A 19652-nucleotide genomic window follows, 5' to 3' on the forward strand; every position below is an offset into this window, starting at 1 on the left:
GCCACGAATTCACGAATTTTCTTTTTATATACTTTATCTAATATTATTCGAATTAATTCGAAAGAATAATCGCAAAGATTTTAAAAAAGAAAATTCGTGAATTGCTTCGCCTGTTCGCTATCGCTCGGGTCGTGGCTATCTTTTTATTTTTTTGCTTCTACTTCTACTTTGTTTAAGAAAATCCAAGTTTCGTTTGGTTTTGTGCCATCGATTCCGCTTTGGTATTTTTTCATTAAAGCATTCCAATCGTCTACGCGAGGATTGTTTTGTGTTGTTTTTGGATTTAGTTTATCCAAATTTTCGCCTTTCGGAATACTGATTACCAAGATTAATTGTCTGTCTTTTTTGAAAACCTGCAATTGCTGGAAATCGGCATTACAGAAACCTTTTGCTACTTCTGGCCATTTTTCGAATTGCGTTTTGTGATATTCTACGTATTCTTTTTGCCCTTTTTCATCAGCAGGAAGATTGGCTGTCAAAACTACATTTTCCCAATCTGACGCAGGTTTAGAATCTTTACATCTTTCAAAGTTTTGGAAATCGTAAACCAGATCTTCATAGATTTTTATTTCTAAAGAAGGAAAAGCGCCCGCCAGTTTTCGCTTCGTTCTTTCTGGCTGATTCATTTTTCCATAAATTACCAAATGATTTTTCCATTGGTACAATTCCTGACCAACAATTCTGAATCCAACTAAAGTCGATTTGATTTTTTCGATGTCAAAATCAGAACCAATCAATTCTATTGCGTATGGTTTTGGCATTTCCTGCAATCCCCATTTTTCGTCGATTACGACTTCTTTTTCTAAATCTTTATAAGGCGCTCTAATTCCGGCAGCATCTTTAATTTTCGTACTTACATAAGGATCATTGTGTTCCCAAATATTTCCTTTTGGACCGTTATGGTTTTTTAGGATTTTCTTTTCGGCAATCCAGTTGTTTTTAATCGTAAAACCTTCACTTCCTTCATCCGTATATAAATACAACCATAAAAACGGATCGTGCGCATACGGACTGTTGTAAACTTTATCAATATAATTTTCTTCAATTCGGCTTCCTGGCTGTGCAGAAAGTGTGTAGATTCCCGCTACATCATGTAAATGTTTCGCGTAATGATGAATTTTATTTCCTAAAATTTTGTTGTTCTGCATCACATTTGGCGTATGCGTCCAACCCCAGCCCATTGCCATACCAGAATACGATACATCTGAAATTTCGTTGTGTTCAATCGTAATATTTCTAACAAAACCAGCACTGATTCCCAAAGTTCCCCAATCTTCATTGGTTACGTTTGTGATTAAGTTATCAGCAATTACTTCATCCGAACACATTTCTCTTTCGTCTTTTATAATTAAAGGCAAATGCGCTTCAAAAGCTTCTTCAGAGAAAATGCCGACATTGATAGCACTTCCGCCAATATCTTTAAATAAATTTCCTTTTACGGTATTGTGATTTGTTCCTTTATTTAAATCTAAACCAGTCGATGCCAAATGCTCAAAACGACAAGATTCAAACTGAATGTTATTTGAATAATTAACTTCAACCGCTGCACGAGGTCTTCCCACCCAAGCCTGATTTTCTAAATTCGCCTGATTTGGAGTTCCTGGTTGTTTCAATTTGTAAGCGTCTAACAAATACAAACCAGATTGCAACGGCACATGACCTTGCTGTGAAGGACGAAGCCAGTTGCTGTATTGAAACGAAATTCCTTTAAATCTAAAATGATGCACAGGAGAATCGATTGTTCCTTTTACTTCAACTAAATTTTCTAAAACCGGAGCAGTAACTGTAACTGAATTAATCTCTTCACCAGCTCTTGGAATATAATAGATTTTAGCATTTTTCTTATCTAAATACCATTCTCCGGGTTCGTTTAAAAGTGAAAAAGCATTGTTTAAGAAGTAAGCTGAATTTCCGTTGTTTTTAGAAATCCATGGTGCCGGCCACGGGTGCTCGCTCTGAATACGGCTTTCTGGTTCTTCAAACGAAAGTTTCGCACTGTCTTTTTGTACTTCAATATTTTTGATACGCAAGTTGGCATTCGACCACCATTGCACAATAAACATTTCCATTCCCGGCTCATACTTCACCGACTTATCTTTAAACGGAATCCAACACGTTTGCTCTTCGTGATTCCATGATAGAATACGCTCCATTGTGGTTCCAGCAGTATTTTTGGCTCTCACAGCTTTTTTACCATTTACCCATAATTGTCTGTAATCAATAATACTTCCTGCTTTTTTAGGAGCATCAGCAACCCAAACCGAACCTTTTTTAAGTCCGTTGATAATAGTTGTCGATTTTGTCCAGTTTTTGATTTCGATTCCACCGCTAATGATTGGTTTTGCATTTACATCAGCTTCAATTGTAGTTGGACTGTCTGCTGTTCCAGAATCTTCAGGTCTAACAAACAGAGGTTCATTCAAATAATACGTTCCACCCATTATAATGATACGAATACCGTCTTTTATAGAGGAATCTTTTAAACGACGTAGTTCTCTAGCTTTTCTCATTGCCATATGAACCGTTGCCAACGGACTTTCTTTTGTCCCTGAATTTTTGTCGCTCCCTTTCGGGGAAACCCAAATTTCAGCCGCGCTCATAGAAAATGAAACGCAGAGGATTAAAAAGAAGCTCAGGATTTTAGTAAATGAATTCAAACGCATTATTTAATATTTTGATTTTTTTCTGGGTAAAAATTATGAGGCAGTCAATTTTAAGCGTATATAATTTACAAATAAATGTATTTTTAACACTTTTGCCAAATAATTCGTCCAATTTACTTGAACATAAAGTTATATGTATCCTGTACCCTCCTGTTTAGTTGGTTTTATAGCCACGAATTCACGAATTTATTTTTAAAATCTTTGGTATTATTTATTTGAATTAATTCGAATAATATTTTTTAGATAAAGTATTAAAAAGAAAATTCGTGAATTCGTGGCTATCTTTTAAACTTTTTTAATAGATTTGTGTAATCGATTACATTTAAATATTATTATTTATGTGAGAAGTAATTTTTCACATCTATAAAAATAACACCAAAAAATTACTAACAATGAAAACCAACCGATTAAATCTTTTTTCTCTTGCAATGGCAATTATCCTTTGTATGAGTTTACAAAATGCTAATGCTCAAAGCACATCTTACGATACTTATGCCAATGTCGAATTCAAAATGCCAAAAGTTAACGAGCCCGTAATTCCTTCTAACACAGTAAATCTAAAAGATTTCGGAGCAGTAAATGGTGGTTATGTTTTAAACACCAAAGCTTTTGCAGATGCGATTGATGCTCTTACTAAAAAGGGAGGCGGAAAATTAATTATTCCACCTGGAATTTGGCTTACAGGTCCGATTATTTTGAAAAGCAATATTGAACTTCACGCTCAAACAGGAGCTTTGATCAAATTTTCTACAGACAAAACTTTATATCCAATTATCGAAACTAGTTTTGAAGGTTTAAATACTTGGCGTTGTATCTCTCCTATTTACGGTAAAAACCTAGAGAACGTAGCTTTTACTGGAAATGGCGTTTGGGATGGTTCTGGCGAAGCTTGGAGACAAGTTAAAAAGAGCAAATTGACAGATGAACAATGGAAGAAATTTGTGGCTTCTGGCGGAGTTTTAAACGAAAAGAAAGACAACTGGTATCCTTCAGAACAATATTTAAAAGGTGCAAAAGGCGCAGATCAAAACGTACGTCCTGATTTGAAAACTAAAGAAGATTTTGAAGCAATTCACGATTTTCTTCGCCCGGTTTTAGTGAGCATTCAAAACAGTAAACGAGTTATGTTTGACGGACCAGTTTTTCAAAATTCTCCTGCTTGGAATATTCATCCTTTATTAATTGAAGATCTAATTGTTCGAAATATAACAGTTCGTAATCCGTGGTTTTCTCAAAATGGTGATGGACTTGATGTTGAATCTTGCAAAAACGTTGTCATAGAAAATTCAAGTTTTGATGTTGGTGACGATGCAATTTGCATTAAATCTGGAAAAGACAAAGACGGACGCGACAGAGGTGTTCCTTGCGAAAATATCATCGTAAAAAACAATATCGTTTATCACGGTCACGGAGGTGTTACAGTAGGAAGCGAAATGTCTGGAGGTGTAAAAAATCTGCACGTTTCAAACTGTACTTTTATGGGAACTGATGTTGGACTTCGTTTCAAAAGCACACGCGGACGCGGCGGTGTTGTAGAAAATATTTTTATTTCTGATGTTTATATGACTGATATTCCGTCTCAAGCTATTTCTTTTGATTTGTATTATGGAGGGAAATCAATCGCTGAAACTTTGGCTGAAGGGGGAAATACGGTAACTACAAAATTGGTTCCTGTAAACGAAGAAACGCCCCAGTTTAAAAATATTTCAATCAAAAATATTACGATCAGAGGCGCTCAGCAAGCTGTGTTTTTACAAGGTCTTCCTGAAATGAATTTGGAAAATATTGAGATTTCAAACTTGATCTCAAAATCAAAAAAAGGTTTTTCCATAATTGATGCTAACGGAATTAAAATCAACAATGTAAAATTAGATATCGAAGCTAAAAATGCATTTGAAATATACAATGTTCAAAACCTTTCTTTGAAGAGTGTAGAATTTAATTCTGGTTCATCAAATACCATTACAATTGATGGTGGAGCAAGTAAAAATATTGATTTGAGTGGTTTATCGAAAACTACTACAATCGGAAAAGATGTTCCTAAGAAAGCAGTGAAGTTTTAATTTTTTAACCATATAAGTGATATAAGTTCATTTAATTAAATGCGAATAAAAAATCTCGCAAAGCCGCCAAGTCGCTAAGAAAATAAAACTTTGCGACTTGGCGTCTTTGCGAGAACTAATTAGAACAGCTAAATTGAACTTATATCACTTATATGGTTCAAAAAAACTATATTTTATAAAATGTTTTAGCATTTTCAAACCAAATTTTATTTTGGTCTTCGATTGAAAATTCAGCAATATAATCTTCTAAAGTTTTTACCACTTCATTATAATCGGAAGCAACGTTTAAAACTGGCCAATCTGAACCGTACATTAATTTATCTATCGAGAAATTTTCAAAAATTACATCTAAATACGGTTTTAAATCTTCAGGTTTCCAATTTTTCCAGTCGGCTTCTGTTACCATTCCTGAGATTTTGCAGTAAACATTATCGTATTTTGCGATTTCTTCAATTCCTTTTTTCCAAGAATCAATACTTCCTGATTTGATATCTGGTTTTGCAATATGATCAATCACAAATCGCTGATTTGGGAAGTCTTTTACCAAACTAATTGCAGCGGGTAATTGACGTTCGAAAATTAAAATATCGTACGTATAATCGAATGGTTTTAAAGCTTGAATTCCTCTTCTGAATTCCTCTCCAAACATAAAATCATCTGGTTCGCCTTGAACAACATGTCTAAATCCTTTTAGTTTTTTTTTATTAGAAAAGAATTGTAGACGTTCTTCAATATTTTCATTTCTCAAATCTATCCAGCCGACAACACCTTTTATGAAATCATTTTTTGAAGCTAAATCCAATAAAAAATGTGTTTCTTCTTCCGTTTGACTTGCTTGAACAGCAACACAGCCTTCAAATTGATTTTCTTTTAAAATTGGTTGTAAATCTTCAGGAAGAAAATCTCTCTGAATATTTTGCATCGTTTCATCAATCCAGCTATCTCTAACAGGATCAAACTTCCAAAAATGCTGATGGGAATCAATTCTTTTACTCATAATTTCTTAGTTAACATCGCTGATTAATGCGCGGTCTAAATGTACGTAACCTCCATCCACAAAAACAAATTGTCCTGTAGTATGCGACGATTTTTCTGAAATGATGAAAAGTGCCGTATCTGCAATTTCTTCCGTTTTCGTCATTCTGCTTTCTAGCGGAATACTTTTATTGATTTTATTCAAAACTGTTTGACCATCTGGCAATGTTTTAATCCAATCTTCGTATGCCGGCGTATAACTTTCAGCAATGATAATCGCGTTAGAACGAATTCCAAACTGAATCAAATCGACTGCCCATTCTCTTGTTAAACCCAAAACTCCACCTTTCGCAGCAGCGTAACCCGAAGTTCCACCCTGCCCTGTTAAAGCCACTTTTGAACCAATATTTAAGATATTTCCTTTTGATTCTTTTAGGAAAGGAAGCGAATATTTAGCTAAAAGAAAATAACTTACCACGTTCAATTTCAAAGAATTCATGAAATCTTCGTAGCTAGAATCTAATCCTGCACCGTCATTCACTCCAACATTATTGATTATAGCATCAATTCTACCGTATTTCGCTGCGATTACTTTTACGGCATTTTCTATTGCAATAGGATCAGTTACGTCAGTTTGCACGAATAAAGAATTAACGCCTCTTTTTTGAAGTCTTTCTACGTATTCAAAACCTCTTGCGTTTCGATCAACCAAAACCGGAATCGCACCTTCATCAGCCAATCTGTTGACGATTGTTTCTCCAATACTGCCTTCTTTTCCAGCCGAACCAGAAACGACAACAATTTTATTTTTTAAGTTTAAATCCATTTTTCGTGGTTATTTAATAATTAGCAACGCTTAAATTTTAACACATAGAAACATAGTTTTTGAAACCGCTTAAAAGGCGTTTCACTTGCATTAATTCACATAGTTCTATGTGTTAGAAACTAGTTTCTTTCCATTCTCTTTCGCAAAACAAAAAAATCTATGTTTCTATGTGTTTAATTTTCACTGATTTTTGTCATTTAGACGAAGGAGAAATCTCCACAAGTAGCTCCATCTAGAAATTCGCCAATCTTTGTAGAGTCTCTTACGGAGATTTCTCCTTCGTCGAAATGACAAACAGTACTTTATAATATACTTTTACTCAATCTCAATTAAAGCTTTGATCACATTATTTTTAGGATCAATTAGATTCCTGAAATCATTAATCATTTCAGAAAAACTCGTTCTATGTGTAATGTATTTTTTAGGATCTATTTTTCCCTCTTTCAAACATTTCATTACATATTCGAAATCTTCAATAGTTGCATTTCTACTGCTCATTAAAGTCGATTCTCTTTTGTGGAAATCTGGATGACTAAAACTTAATTCCCCTTTTTGAAGTCCAACCAAAACAAATCTTCCGCCGTGCGAAATATAATTAAAAGCACTATTCATCACTTTCTGATTTCCAGTCGCATCAATTACTACATTTGCCATATCGCCATTAGTCAATTCAGCCAATTTTTCAGCAACATCATCATTTAATGGATTAATAGTTTCATCTGCTTGCAATTGTTCTTTACAGAAATTCAATCTGTAATCGTTGATATCCATTACGATTACTTTCGCTCCAGCAATTTTAGCAAACTGAATCAAACCAATTCCGATTGGCCCTGCTCCCATTACCAAAACCGTATCTGTAGCTTTTACAGCCGCTCTTCTAACGCCATGCGCTGCAATTGCCAAAGGCTCAACCAAAGCCAATTCATCATAATCTAAACCTTGACCGTGCAATAAATATTGTTCTGGAATCGAAACATATTCAGCCATTCCACCATCGATATGCACACCAAAAACTTTAATATTGACACAGCAGTTTGTCAAACCGTTTCTACAAGCAACGCATTTTCCGCAATTGAAATACGGAATAAAAGTTACTTTATCTCCAGGTTTAAAACCTGCTGCATTTCCTTTTACATATTCTGCAGCCAATTCGTGCCCCAAAATTCTAGGATATTCAAAATAAGGCTGAGTTCCGCCAAAAGCGTGAATATCAGTTCCGCAGATACCGATTCTTTTAATTTTTAATAAAACTTCACCTTCTTTTGGTTCTGGAATATTCGTTTCTTTCAATAGAAATTCCTGCGGTTTTTCGCAAACAATATATTTCATTTTATACTTTCTTAATTTTTATTTTTGATACGCAACAGCTTTCTGTTTGCTCGTTCCTAAACCTTCAATTCCTAATTCTACAACATCTCCCGCTTTAATATAAATCGGATCTGGTTTGATTCCTAAACCAACCCCCGGAGGTGTTCCTGTGCTGATAATATCGCCAGGAAGCAATGTCATAAACTGGCTTAAATAATGCAACAAATAAGGAATTTTAAAAACTAAATTTAGCGTGTTACTGTCTTGGTATTTTTTACCGTTTACCGTCAGCCACATTTTTAAATTGTCAACATCTGCGATTTCATCTTTTGTTGCCAAAAAAGGTCCAAGAGGCGCAAAAGTGTCGCTTCCTTTTCCTTTTGCCCATTGTCCGCCGCGCTCTAACTGAAAAGCTCTTTCGCTGTAATCATTCAATAAAGCATATCCAGCAACATAATCTAAAGCTTCCGTTTCTTCTACATAACTCGCTTTTTTTCCAACAACGAAAGCCAATTCAACTTCCCAATCTGTTTTTTCACTGTTTTTTGGAATAATCAAATCGTCGTCTGGACCGCACAAAGAAGTCGTAGATTTAAAGAAAATAATAGGTTCTGTCGGAATCGGAGCGTTTGTTTCTTTACAGTGATCAATATAATTCAATCCAATGCAGATAATTTTTGAAGGTCTTGCCACAGGCGAACCCAAACGTACCGAAGCATCTACTTCTGGCAAAGACGGATTGCTATCTAAAGCTTTTTGTAATTTCTCTAATCCATTTTCTTCAAAGAAACTTTCGTTAAAATCAGCAACAATCGAAGAAACATCAAATCTCTTTTCTCCAATTAAAACTCCTGGTTTTTCTTTTCCGATTGCTCCAAAACGTATTAATTTCATAATCGTATATTTTTATTGTTAGTTTATTTTTAAAGATTTTCAAGCATCCATTAATTTCAAAATCTGCTAAAAAAGCTGCATCAAAAATAATAAATGTAAAAAACACAATTACAAAAATACCTTTTAAAAATTAATATCCGATATATATTTTATTTTCCTCATCTAAAAGTGGTCAAACTTTAAATTTTTATAACATTTTTTAGATGGTTTGTAAAAATAACATCACTAAATGCCAAATTATGCAAAAAGATTCTTGAATAAAGTTTGTATTTCTTGCGCATTTGAATCTTATTCCTACTTTTGTAATTGTATTTTTTACATTTATTATTTCAATCGATTTCACTACCCAAAATTCCTATATAAAAATGATAAAATTAAAAGGCATAACTTGGAACCACACAAGAGGTTTGCTTCCAATGGTTGCCACATCTCAGCGTTTTACAGAACTACATCCAGAAGTTGAAATTTCTTGGGAAAAGAGAAGTTTACAAGAATTTGCCGATGCTTCGATCGAAGACTTAGCCAAAAGATTTGATTTATTGGTAATCGATCATCCTTGGACTGGTTTTGGAGCGCAGACGAAAGCAATTCTTCCTTTATCTGATTATTTATCAAACGAATATATTAAAGATCAAGAAATTAATACGGTTGGAAAATCATACGGAAGTTATGTTTTTCACGACAAATTATGGGCGCTTCCTATTGATGCGGCAACACCAGTTGCTTCTGCCCGCTTGGATCTTTTGGAAAAAAACAACTTAGAAGTTCCTAAAACTTACGAAGATTTATTAGCCTTAGCGAAAAAAGGTTTAGTGGCTTTCGCCGGAATTCCGGTAGATGTTTTAATGAGTTTTTATATGTTTTGCTGCAGTTTGGGAGAAGCACCGTTTCTTTCTGAAGAAAAAGTGATTTCTGAAACTACAGGAAAAAAAGCCCTTCAAATGTTTAGAGAATTGGCGCAATTGATTGATCCAGCTAACTTTAACAGAAATCCAATTCAAGTTTACGAAGCGATGGTAAATTCTGATGAAATTGCCTACTGCCCTTTTGCTTACGGTTATTCTAACTATTCTAGAAGTGGCTACAGCAATAAACTTTTACATTTTTATGATTTAGTGCGTTTGAATGACAATCCGATGATTTCTTCTTTGGGCGGAACAGGATTGGCTGTTTCTTCATTCAGCGAACATATTGAAACGGCAATAAAATATGCTGAATTTACATGTTCCTCACAAGTACAACAAAATATTTACACCGATAACGGCGGTCAGCCAGGACATTTGCAAGCTTGGAAAAGTGAGAGAATTAATGGTGTAACGCATGATTATTTCAAAAACACATTGCCAGCTTTAGAACGCGCTTTCCTTCGTCCGAGATATTATGGTCATATGTATTTCCAAGATCATGCGGGTGATGTGGTTCGCAATTATTTGATGAATGGTGGAGACGAATTGAAAGTATTAGAAGAAATGAATGGACTTTACGCAGAATCTTTAAAAATCCAGACAATATGAGACCTTTAGAAGGACTAATTGTTCTGGAATTCTGTCAGTTTTTGGCTGGACCTTCTGCTGGTTTAAAACTAGCAGATTTGGGCGCACGCGTCATTAAAATCGAGCGTCCTGTAAAAGGTGAAGCTTGTAGACAATTAAGCATCAAAGATTTATTTGTAGACGACAGCAGTTTGCTTTTTCATACGATAAACAGAAATAAAGAATCTTTTGCAGCCGATTTAAAAAATCCAGACGATTTGGTTTTGATTAAAAAACTAATCGAAAGAGCTGATATTATGACGCATAATTTCAGACCTGGTGTGATGGAGAAAATCGGTTTAGATTATGAAAATACACTTTCTATAAATCCGCAGATTATTTACGGAACGATTACAGGTTACGGAAATGAAGGTCCGTGGGCAAAAAAGCCGGGACAAGATTTATTGTTACAATCGCTTTCTGGTTTAAGCTGGTTAAGCGGACGCAAAAGTCAGGGCCCAGTTCCGTTTGGATTGGCGGTTGCCGATTTAATGTGCGGAAACCATTTTGTACAAGGAATTTTAGCTGCACTTTTAAAAAGAGCCAAAACTAAGAAAGGCGTTTTGGTAGAAGTGAGCTTGTTAGAATCGATTTTAGATGTACAGTTTGAAGCAATTACGTCTTTCTTAAACGATGGTGGTCAATTGCCTGAACGTGGCGATATTAAAGGAAGTGCGCATGCTTTTTTAAGTGCGCCTTACGGAGTTTACCAAACGCAAGATGGTTATTTATCTCTTGCCATGGGCGATTTGATTTTCATTGGAAAAACATTAGGATTGGATTTAAACGCTTTCGCGGATAAACATTTGTGGTTTGAAAAACGTGATGAAATCAGAACGATTTTAAGCGAAAGAATTAAAACTCAAAAATCTGATTATTGGATTGAAATTTTACAGAAAGAAGGCATTTGGTGCGGTAAAGTTTATAATTACGAAGAATTGGACAATCAGCCTTTTGTAAATGAATTACAGTTGAAACAAACCGTAAAAAATACCGAAGGAGAAACTTTGGTTACAACCAGAAGTCCAATTCAATTGGATGGTGAAATTTTACTAAGCGAAAAAGCAGCTCCAAAAGTAGGTCAGGATAATTTAAGAATACACGAAGAGTTTATTCGATAATTTGAGTTAAATCTGTATAAATCTGCTTCAATCTGTATAAATCTGCGTGAAAAAATCTTTACGCAAAAAGTATTTCACGCAGATTTAAAAAGATTTTAGCAGATCAAATTAGATTTTTAATTATTAGATAAAACGATTAAACAATTAACCAATTAAACGGTTAAACATAATATGAAACCATTAGAAGATTATTTAATTGTAGATTTCAGTCAGTTTCTTTCGGGACCTTCAGCCAGTTTACGATTGGCCGATTTGGGTGCGCGCGTGATAAAAATTGAAAAACCGGGAACGGGAGACATCTGCAGAACCTTATATACTTCTGATTTGATTATGAACGGCGAATCGTCTGTTTTTCATACCATCAACAGAAACAAAGAATCTTTTGCGATTGATTTTAAACAGCCAGAAGAACTTCAAAAATTAAAAAAATTATTAGCAAAAGCCGATGTTGTCATGCATAATTTCAGACCTGGAGTTATGGAGCGCATTGGTTTGAGTTATGAAGATGTCAAAAACATTAATCCAAATGTGATTTACGGATCTATTTCGGGTTTTGGAGAACATCCAGATTTGAAAGATTTACCAGGGCAGGATTTGCTTTTGCAATCTTTAACGGCTTTAACTTGGTTAAGCGGCAATCAAGAAGATGGCCCCGTTCCTATGGGATTGTCGATTGTAGACATGCTTGCGGGAGCGCATTTGGCACAAGGAATCTTGGCTGCTTTATACAGAAAAGCAACTCACAATATTGGAGCGCAAATTCAAGTCAGCATGTTGGAATCGGCTTTTGATTTTCAGTTTGAAACCATTACTACATTTTTCAATGATGGTGGTGAATTGCCTGTTCGAACGAAAACCAACAACGCACACACTTATTTAGGCGCGCCATACGGAATTTACAAAACCAAAAATGGCTATTTAGCTTTAGCTATGGGATCAATTATTGTTTTAGCTTCTTTGCTAAAATGTGATGCATTATTACAATTTCCTGAGAATAAATTCACGCTTAGAGACGAGATTAAAAACATCTTGGCAGATCATTTGCAAACGCAGGAAACCAAATTTTGGCTGGATATTTTAGAACCAGCAGACATTTGGTGTGCGGGAGTTTTAAACTATCAACAGCTTTTTGAAGAAGACGGATTTAAAATTTTGAATTTCACCCAACAAGTAGAAATGCTAGATGGCTACAGTTATAAAACTACGCGCTGTCCGATAAAAATTGATGGCGAATATTTGACCTCTGGAAAAGGTTCGCCAAAATTAGGCCAGGATAATGAACGTATTATTAAAGAATTTATAGACTGCTAAATATGGACAAAATTAGAATCGCCGTTCGAAAATTCGATCCCTTCGAAAGTACATTGCAAAAGTTGTGGGATGCTTTCTGCCTTCAAAACAACATTCAAGCTGAAGCCGAAATGATTCCGATGGAACTTCATGAATTGTATGAAACCACGATTTCTAAAAAAGGCTTAAAAGAAGGAAAATGGGATATTGCGCACATCAACACCGACTGGATTTTTGATGCTGTACACGAAAAAGCGGTTCAAGATTTATATCCTTTTATAGCAGAAAATCCGCCAGAAAATTATCCTTATGGCTGGCATAAATCGCTTCTGCATCTGCAAAAGCTAGATAACGGAACGTACGGACTTCCTTTTCACGACGGGCCTGAATGTTTGATTTACAGAAAAGATTTATTCGAAAACAAAACAGAAAAAGAGAATTTCAAAAAACAATTTGGTTACGAACTTTCTACGCCAAAAACTTGGCAAGAATTTGTTGATATTGCTACTTTTTTCAATCGACCAGAAGAAAATTTATATGGCTGTATCTTCGCCAATTATCCAGACGGACACAATATGGTTTTTGACTTCTGCCTACAATTATGGACGCGCGGTGGTTCTTTAATTAATAATAAAAATCAGATTTGTATTAATAGTGAAGCTGGCATTCAAGCTTTAGATTTTTACAGAAAAATAGTCAATGACAAAAATGCTGTTCATCCAAAATCTAGAGAATTTGGTTCGGTTGAAGCTGGTTTGGTTTTCGCCGATGGACAAGCGGCAATGGCAATCAATTGGTTCGGATTTGCTTCGATGGCGGAAGTTATCGAAGAATCGAAAGTAAAAGGTAAAATCGACATTACTTCTCTTCCATCCGATCCAAATCATAAAACGGCTTCTTTGAATGTGTATTGGTTGTATACAATTGGTTCTGGAAGTAAACATAAAAAACTGGCTTACGATTTTTTACGTTTTGCAACGACTGCCGAAAGTGACAAATTGCTGACTAAAGAAGGCGGAATTGGCTGCAGAAAATCAACTTGGAAAGATGAGGAAATCAATACGTTGATTCCGTTTTATCATAAATTGGAAATGCTGCACGAAAATGCTTTGACCTTACCACAAACTCCAATCTGGCCAAAGGTTTGCGAATTTATCGATCACATGGTTTTAAAAGCTATTAATAGCGATATTCCTTCGGCACAATTATTAGAAGAGACACAAATTAATATTCAAAAAATAGAATAGATATGAATATTCCATATAAACCTTTATTACCTGAAACAGAACAGCCTATCATCATCATCGGTGCAAGCGGAATTGTAAAAGACGCGCATCTTCCTGCTTACGAAATGGCTGGTTTTAAAGTTTTTGGTATTACCAATAGAACGATTTCAAAAGCATACGATTTACAAAAAGAATTCAAAATCGATCATGTTTTTGAAAGTGTTGCCGATGCCGTTAAAAATGCGCCTTCAAATGCTGTTTACGACATTACGGTTTTGCCTGATCAATACATCGAAATTTTAGAACAATTGCCTGACGGAGCTGCTGTTTTGATTCAGAAACCAATGGGTAATGATTTATCTCAGGCACGTGAAATTGTAGCGGTTTGCGAAAGAAAAAATCTAGTTGCTGCGATTAACTTTCAATTGCGCTTTGCTTCGTTTGTAAGTGCTGCTCGTTATTTAATCAACGAAGGAATTTTGGGTCAGTTATATGATTTTGAATTTAAAGTGACTGTAAATACGCCTTGGGAATTGTTTCCGCTAATTAAAGAACATCCAAGATTGGAGATTCTTTTTCATAGCGTTCATTACATTGATTGCATTCGTTCTTTCTTAGGAAATCCAAAAGGTGTAATGGCGAAAACGGCGAAACATCCGCTTAAAAAATTATCTTCTAGCCGATCTACGATTATTTTAGATTATGGCGAAGATATGCATGTGGTGATTAATACAAACCACGATCATCATTTTGGTCCAAAACACGAAGAAAGTTACATCAAATGGGAAGGAACAAAAGGCGCGGTTAAAGCAAAAATGGGCTTGTTGATGAACTATCCTGATGGTCTTCCTGACGTTTTTGAATATGCTTTGCCTAAAAAAGAAGGCGAGACGGAGTACGAATGGACAGAAGTTAAACTAGAAGGTTCATGGTTTCCAGAAGCTTTTATTGGTGCAATGTCTAATCTGATGCGTTTTAAAGAAGGTTCTGACTCGATATTATCAGCAAGTGTTCAAGATGTCTTGGGTACAATGAAAGTTGTGGAAGCTTGCTACATCAGCAGTAAAAATGGCGGAATTTCTTTTGATGAAGTGTAATTAAAACACTATATTTCAAAACCAAAAAACAAATATTTAAGTCCTCTTCAAAACAAGCGTTATTTTGACATTCATTTGAAAGAGTTTGACGAATAAAAAGTAATTAAATTATGTATTTTAAATCGACTTTTTTCGAAGATTACACCATCGACGATAAACGAGTAACTGTCGGCAGAACAATCACAGAAACAGATTTTGTGGTTCATGCTGGACATACGGGAGATTTCTTCCCGCACCATATGGATGAAGAATGGTGTAAAACACAACCTTTCGGACAAAGAATTGCGCACGGAACCATGGTTTTCAGTATTGGAATCGGTTTAACGGCATCAGAAATAAATCCAGAAGCTTTTTCTAGAGGTTATGATAGAATGCGTTTTGTAAAACCAGTTCATATTGGCGATACAATCCATTCTGAAATTACGATTTCTGAAAAAGGCGAAGCTAAAAACCCTGAATTGGGTGCTGTTACAGAACATGTGGAAATCATTAACCAACGCGGAGAAGTTGTTTTGGTTTGTGATCACTTGCTTTTTGTCAAGAAAAAGTAAACTTTTTCTTTAAGGGGCAAAGGGACAAAGTTACAGAGGGACAAAGGTTTCTCTACTTTGAACATATTCTTTTTGTCACTTAAACTTGAAAAAATAAAACAAAAAATAAATACAAAGCAATACAGGTTTCTACACTTTGAACCTTTGTTACTTTGTCACTTTGAACCTAAAAAAAACTATCAACACAATGCAAATTACAAACCAAGCTGGCGATCAACACGAAGTGCCGACAGAAGGCGGAAATCAGAAACAATATCTGCTGCCTTTTATTTTAGTTACATGCCTATTTTTTCTGTGGGGAATGGCCCACAATCTTGATTCTGTTTTGATTCCGCACTTAAAAAAAGCGTGCGAATTAAACAATCGACAATCTACTCTTATCGATACTTCTGTATTTTTTGCTTATTTTATTATGGCAATTCCAGCGGGAATGCTGATTAAAAGATTTGGTTACAAAAACAGTATTATCACAGGTTTATTAGTTTTTGCAATTGGAGCATTTCTATTCGTTCCTGCGGCTAATACTAGAACTTATGAGTTATTCTTATTCGCCTTATTTGTAATTGGTTGTGGATTAACGATTTTAGAAACCAGTGCCAATCCATACGCAGCGATTTTAGGGCCAGCTGAATCTTCGTCAAAAAGATTGAATTTAGCTGCTTCTTTCAACGGATTAGCGGCTATGGTAGCGCCAATTGTGGGTTCTTTATTTATTCTTTCAGGAACAAACCATACACCAGAACAAATGGCTGCAATGCCAGAAGCAGAAAAAGCAGCTTATTTACTAGGCGAAGCAGCATCTGTAAAAATGCCTTATATCGTATTAGGTAGCATTTTAGTTTTGGTTGCTATTATATTCTATTTTGTACAATTGCCTTCAATGAAAGCTACTCATTCTGAAGCTGAAATTAAGCCTGGATTTTTCTCTGTTTTAAAATTCAGACATTTAAGCTGGGGAGTTGTAGCGCAGTTTTTCTATGTTGGTGCACAAGTTTGCATTACAAGTTTCTTTATTAGAATTGCACAACAAGGTGCTGGATTAGACGAAAAAACAGCAGGATATTATTTAGGAATTTACGGTTTCCTTTTTATGGCAGGACGTTTTATCGGGACATTCTTTTTACGTTTTGTAAAAGATTATGTTTTGCTTTCAATCTATTGCATTATGAGCGTTTTATTATGTCTAGTGGCAATTTACGGATCTGGAATCGTAGTAATTTATGCACTTGGCGGAATCGGATTCTTTATGTCTATTATGTTCCCAACTATTTTCTCTTTAGGAATTAAAGGCTTAAAATCGAATACAGAAACAGGTTCTTCTTGGTTGGTTATGTCAATTGTTGGTGGAGCGATTATTCCTTACGGAATGGGAACTTTAATCGATATGAATCATGATGATATTCAGTCAGGATATATTATTCCGTTAATCTGCTTTTTGATCATTCTTTCTTTTGGAGCGATTGGCCACAAAGTGAAAACAGTTTCAGAATAGTTTTTTTAGCCACGAATTACACGAATTGGCACAAATTTATTTTTAATAAATACTAAATATCAATTGCCTCCAGCTTTAGCTGGAGGTTTTTTGTTTATAGTCAACAAAGGCTTTAGCCAAACTTTACGCTTAATTTGGCTAAAGCCTAATAAATGCAAGACCTTTTTACCTCCTGCTAAAGCTGGAGGCAATTCATTTACTATTTTTAGCCACAACCCGAGCAATAAAAAAACAGGCTAAGCGATTACATTAATTTTATAAAAAATTAGCATAATTCGTGTAATTCGTGGCTAAAACTATAAAACAACAAAAAACGCCTCCAATTGGAGGCGTTTCTTTTTAGTCATGTTTAGAATTAATGGTGTTTTCCATTAGAGTGATCGTGGTTTTTGTCTGACTTATTTCCTTTATTCTTGCCATTGTTACCACTATTTCCTTTATCATTTCCGTAATGATTTCCGTTGTTTCCTTTAGGTTTTTCTCCTCTATTTTTTTGAGGTTTTCCAACGTAACCTTTCGGATAACTTGCTCTGTGTTTCGTATGATAATTATAAGGAGCATCTCCTCTGTAATCAGTCAAAACTACTTTGTAGCCAGAGTACAAATCATATTGTCTGTATTTTGATGGAAGTCTTTTTTCACGCATCCATTTTCCACCGTTATCGTAGATAAATACGCTTTGATTTACATCATAATATACATCAATATCAGGTAAATAGTAATATCTATTGTCGTCATAACCCTGTGGTCCCCAATTTGGTGGAGTTCCAATGTTTACATTTACTGATACTTGCGCATGAGCAAAAAATACACTCATAAAAAGCACTGAGGCGAATACTAACTTTTTCATGTCTTTAGAATTTAAATGTTAATTTTAGTAGATATTAATCGAAAGTAGTGCCAAATGTTAGTGGTTTCAACATTCATTATACAAAGGTACCAAACTAATCGACGAAAAGGCTTTTTTAAACGATAGAGATTAAAATGAAAAACGCCCCATTTCTGGGGCGTTTTAGTGTCATGTTTTATTTATCGATTATACTTTGCGCAGTATTATCTATGTGGAACGGCTACTAACTCACAAATCTGTCGTATTCGTTTGAATGATTCAAAGGTAAATACATTGTTGTGATTTAAAATATAATTTAGACCAAAAGCATATTTGTAGCGACAAACGCACAATTTTAGCCAATCAGGATATTATTTCCAACCTCCACCTAATGCTCTGTACAAATTAATAACAGCTTGTAGTTTCTGCAAATTATCTGCTACTCCACTTAATTGCGCTGCCAAAAGGTTTTGTTCAGATGTTAATACGTCTGTATAATTTGTTGCTGAACTATATTCTAGAAGTTCTTGAGTAAAGTCTACTGCTTTTTCTAATGCTGCAATTTGTTTCGCTCTCGAATCTTCTTTTTCAACAGCCATTTGGTACGAATACAAAGCATTTGAAACTTCCTGACCTGCCACTAGAAGACTTTGCTGGAAACTATTATATGCTTGCAATTGTTGTGATTGCGCTGTTGTCAATCTCATTTTATTCAAACCATTATTGAATAAAGGCTGTGTCAATCCTCCAATAATCGAATAAAAAATCGAATGGCTGAAGAAATCGTTTAACTCTAAATTTGAGAATCCTGTGCTTGCTGTAAGCGTCAAACTTGGATAGAAATACGTTTTAGCCAAATTTGTAGATTCGAAAGCCACTCTGAAGTTAAATTCCGCTTGACGGACATCTGGACGATTATTTAACAATTGAGCTGGCATTCCGATTGCAATTTTTTCAGGAATAATCTGCGTTCCTAAAACACCTCTATCGATTGGTCCAGGCGCTTGTCCTAACAAAATGTTTAAAGCGTTTTCTGCCTCACGGATGTTTTGCTTCAAATCTGGAATTAAAACTTCTGCCGCATGCTGATTGGCTTCACTTTGAACAACAGCTGCACCGGTTACAATTGCACCTTCTTTTAACTCTTTAATAGTTGCCACATTTTCGATACGGCTTTTTAAAGTTTGTTCTGTAATTTCAAGTTGTTTATCATATGCTAACAACAAGAAATAATTATTCGCAATATCAGCAATCAATTGCGTTTGAACGGCTTGTTTAGCAGCATCAGAAGCTAAATAAGTTGCCAAAGCGGCTCTTTTAGAACTACTTAATTTCCCCCAAACATCGATTTCCCAAGAAGTGCTTACACCCAACTTATAAGTTGTTGTTAAAGTGTTAATGTTGATTCCTGCCGGAAAGTTTAATCCTGCCTGAGACTGCTTGTTATGCGTTACATTCGCGTCTAATTGCAATGAAGGATAATAAGCTAATTTGCTCTGACGCAGAGAAGCTCTTGCTTGTACAATATTCTCAATCGCATTTTTCAAGTTCAGATTCTGATCTAATCCTTTTTGAATTAAAGCATTTAGTTTTTCATCTTTAAAAACAGTATTCCAAGGCATATCTGCAATTGTAGTCGAATCTGTAGAAGACTCATCACGGTACAATTGATCGGTTTTTAAAGTAGTGGGACGTTCGTATTTCTTGGTAACAGAGCACGCACTAATCAGTGCGGCTGTCATTACCAGTAGAATATATTTATTTGAACTATTCGTCATCTTTGTT

15 protein-coding genes are annotated in these 19652 nt (G+C 35.1%); 8 read left to right on the forward strand and 7 right to left on the reverse strand.

The features are described 5' to 3' along the window. Positions 1-143: 143 nt before the first annotated feature. Entirely contained in the window at positions 144-2663 is a 2520-nt protein-coding gene (locus ACE01P_RS18855) for an L-rhamnose mutarotase (RefSeq protein WP_379700557.1), read from the reverse strand. Positions 2664-3055: 392 nt separating this feature from the next. Between ACE01P_RS18855 and ACE01P_RS18860 the strand changes: the two genes are divergently transcribed. Next, a complete protein-coding gene (locus tag ACE01P_RS18860; RefSeq protein ID WP_379700559.1) occupies positions 3056-4726 on the forward strand; it encodes a glycoside hydrolase family 28 protein in 1671 nt (556 codons plus the stop codon). Positions 4727-4892: 166 nt separating this feature from the next. Here ACE01P_RS18860 and ACE01P_RS18865 read toward each other — a convergent pair whose 3' ends face one another. From ACE01P_RS18865 to ACE01P_RS18880, 4 genes are all read right to left on the reverse strand, one after another. Next, on the reverse strand, positions 4893-5723 hold the full coding sequence (locus ACE01P_RS18865) for an amidohydrolase family protein (protein ID WP_379700561.1): 831 nt from the start codon (positions 5721-5723) through the stop codon (positions 4893-4895). Between the two features lie 6 nt (positions 5724-5729). Then, complete coding sequence (locus ACE01P_RS18870) at positions 5730-6527, reverse strand: SDR family oxidoreductase (RefSeq protein WP_379700563.1); 798 nt, start codon at positions 6525-6527, stop codon at positions 5730-5732. A gap of 315 nt (positions 6528-6842) precedes the next feature. Then, complete coding sequence (locus ACE01P_RS18875) at positions 6843-7856, reverse strand: zinc-binding alcohol dehydrogenase family protein (RefSeq protein WP_379700564.1); 1014 nt, start codon at positions 7854-7856, stop codon at positions 6843-6845. Between the two features lie 18 nt (positions 7857-7874). Continuing rightward, positions 7875-8729, reverse strand: a complete 855-nt coding sequence (locus ACE01P_RS18880) for a fumarylacetoacetate hydrolase family protein (protein WP_379700566.1) — start codon at positions 8727-8729, stop codon at positions 7875-7877. 365 nt (positions 8730-9094) lie between these two features. Between ACE01P_RS18880 and ACE01P_RS18885 the strand changes: the two genes are divergently transcribed. From ACE01P_RS18885 to fucP, 7 genes are all read left to right on the forward strand, one after another. Then, a complete protein-coding gene (locus tag ACE01P_RS18885; protein WP_379700568.1) occupies positions 9095-10243 on the forward strand; it encodes an ABC transporter substrate-binding protein in 1149 nt (382 codons plus the stop codon). Next, a complete protein-coding gene (locus ACE01P_RS18890; RefSeq protein ID WP_379700570.1) occupies positions 10240-11382 on the forward strand; it encodes a CaiB/BaiF CoA transferase family protein in 1143 nt (380 codons plus the stop codon). Before ACE01P_RS18885 ends, ACE01P_RS18890 begins: the two co-directional genes overlap by 4 nt. Positions 11383-11553: 171 nt before the next feature. Further along, positions 11554-12693 carry a CaiB/BaiF CoA transferase family protein gene (locus tag ACE01P_RS18895; RefSeq protein WP_379700571.1) on the forward strand — a complete coding sequence of 380 codons (1140 nt, stop codon included), beginning with the start codon at positions 11554-11556 and terminating at the stop codon, positions 12691-12693. Positions 12694-12695: 2 nt separating this feature from the next. After that, complete coding sequence (locus ACE01P_RS18900; RefSeq protein WP_379700573.1) at positions 12696-13919, forward strand: extracellular solute-binding protein; 1224 nt, start codon at positions 12696-12698, stop codon at positions 13917-13919. A 2-nt stretch (positions 13920-13921) separates the two neighbouring features. Further along, complete coding sequence (locus ACE01P_RS18905) at positions 13922-14995, forward strand: Gfo/Idh/MocA family oxidoreductase (RefSeq protein WP_379700575.1); 1074 nt, start codon at positions 13922-13924, stop codon at positions 14993-14995. Positions 14996-15105: 110 nt separating this feature from the next. Continuing rightward, a complete protein-coding gene (locus tag ACE01P_RS18910; RefSeq protein ID WP_379700576.1) occupies positions 15106-15546 on the forward strand; it encodes a MaoC/PaaZ C-terminal domain-containing protein in 441 nt (146 codons plus the stop codon). 187 nt (positions 15547-15733) lie between these two features. After that, the gene (gene fucP, locus ACE01P_RS18915) at positions 15734-17038 is read left to right on the forward strand and encodes an L-fucose:H+ symporter permease (RefSeq protein WP_379700577.1); all 1305 of its coding nucleotides are present in this window, start codon (positions 15734-15736) and stop codon (positions 17036-17038) included. 355 nt (positions 17039-17393) lie between these two features. On the opposite strand, the gene ACE01P_RS18920 is transcribed toward fucP, so the two are convergent. Both ACE01P_RS18920 and ACE01P_RS18925 read right to left on the reverse strand, forming a co-directional pair. Continuing rightward, a complete protein-coding gene (locus tag ACE01P_RS18920) occupies positions 17394-17888 on the reverse strand; it encodes a hypothetical protein (RefSeq protein WP_379700579.1) in 495 nt (164 codons plus the stop codon). A 350-nt stretch (positions 17889-18238) separates the two neighbouring features. Beyond that, positions 18239-19645 carry an efflux transporter outer membrane subunit gene (locus ACE01P_RS18925; protein ID WP_379700580.1) on the reverse strand — a complete coding sequence of 469 codons (1407 nt, stop codon included), beginning with the start codon at positions 19643-19645 and terminating at the stop codon, positions 18239-18241. Positions 19646-19652 lie beyond the last annotated feature (7 nt).

The sequence above is a fragment of the Flavobacterium sp. HJSW_4 genome (assembly GCF_042436695.1).
GTDB lineage: Bacteria > Bacteroidota > Bacteroidia > Flavobacteriales > Flavobacteriaceae > Flavobacterium.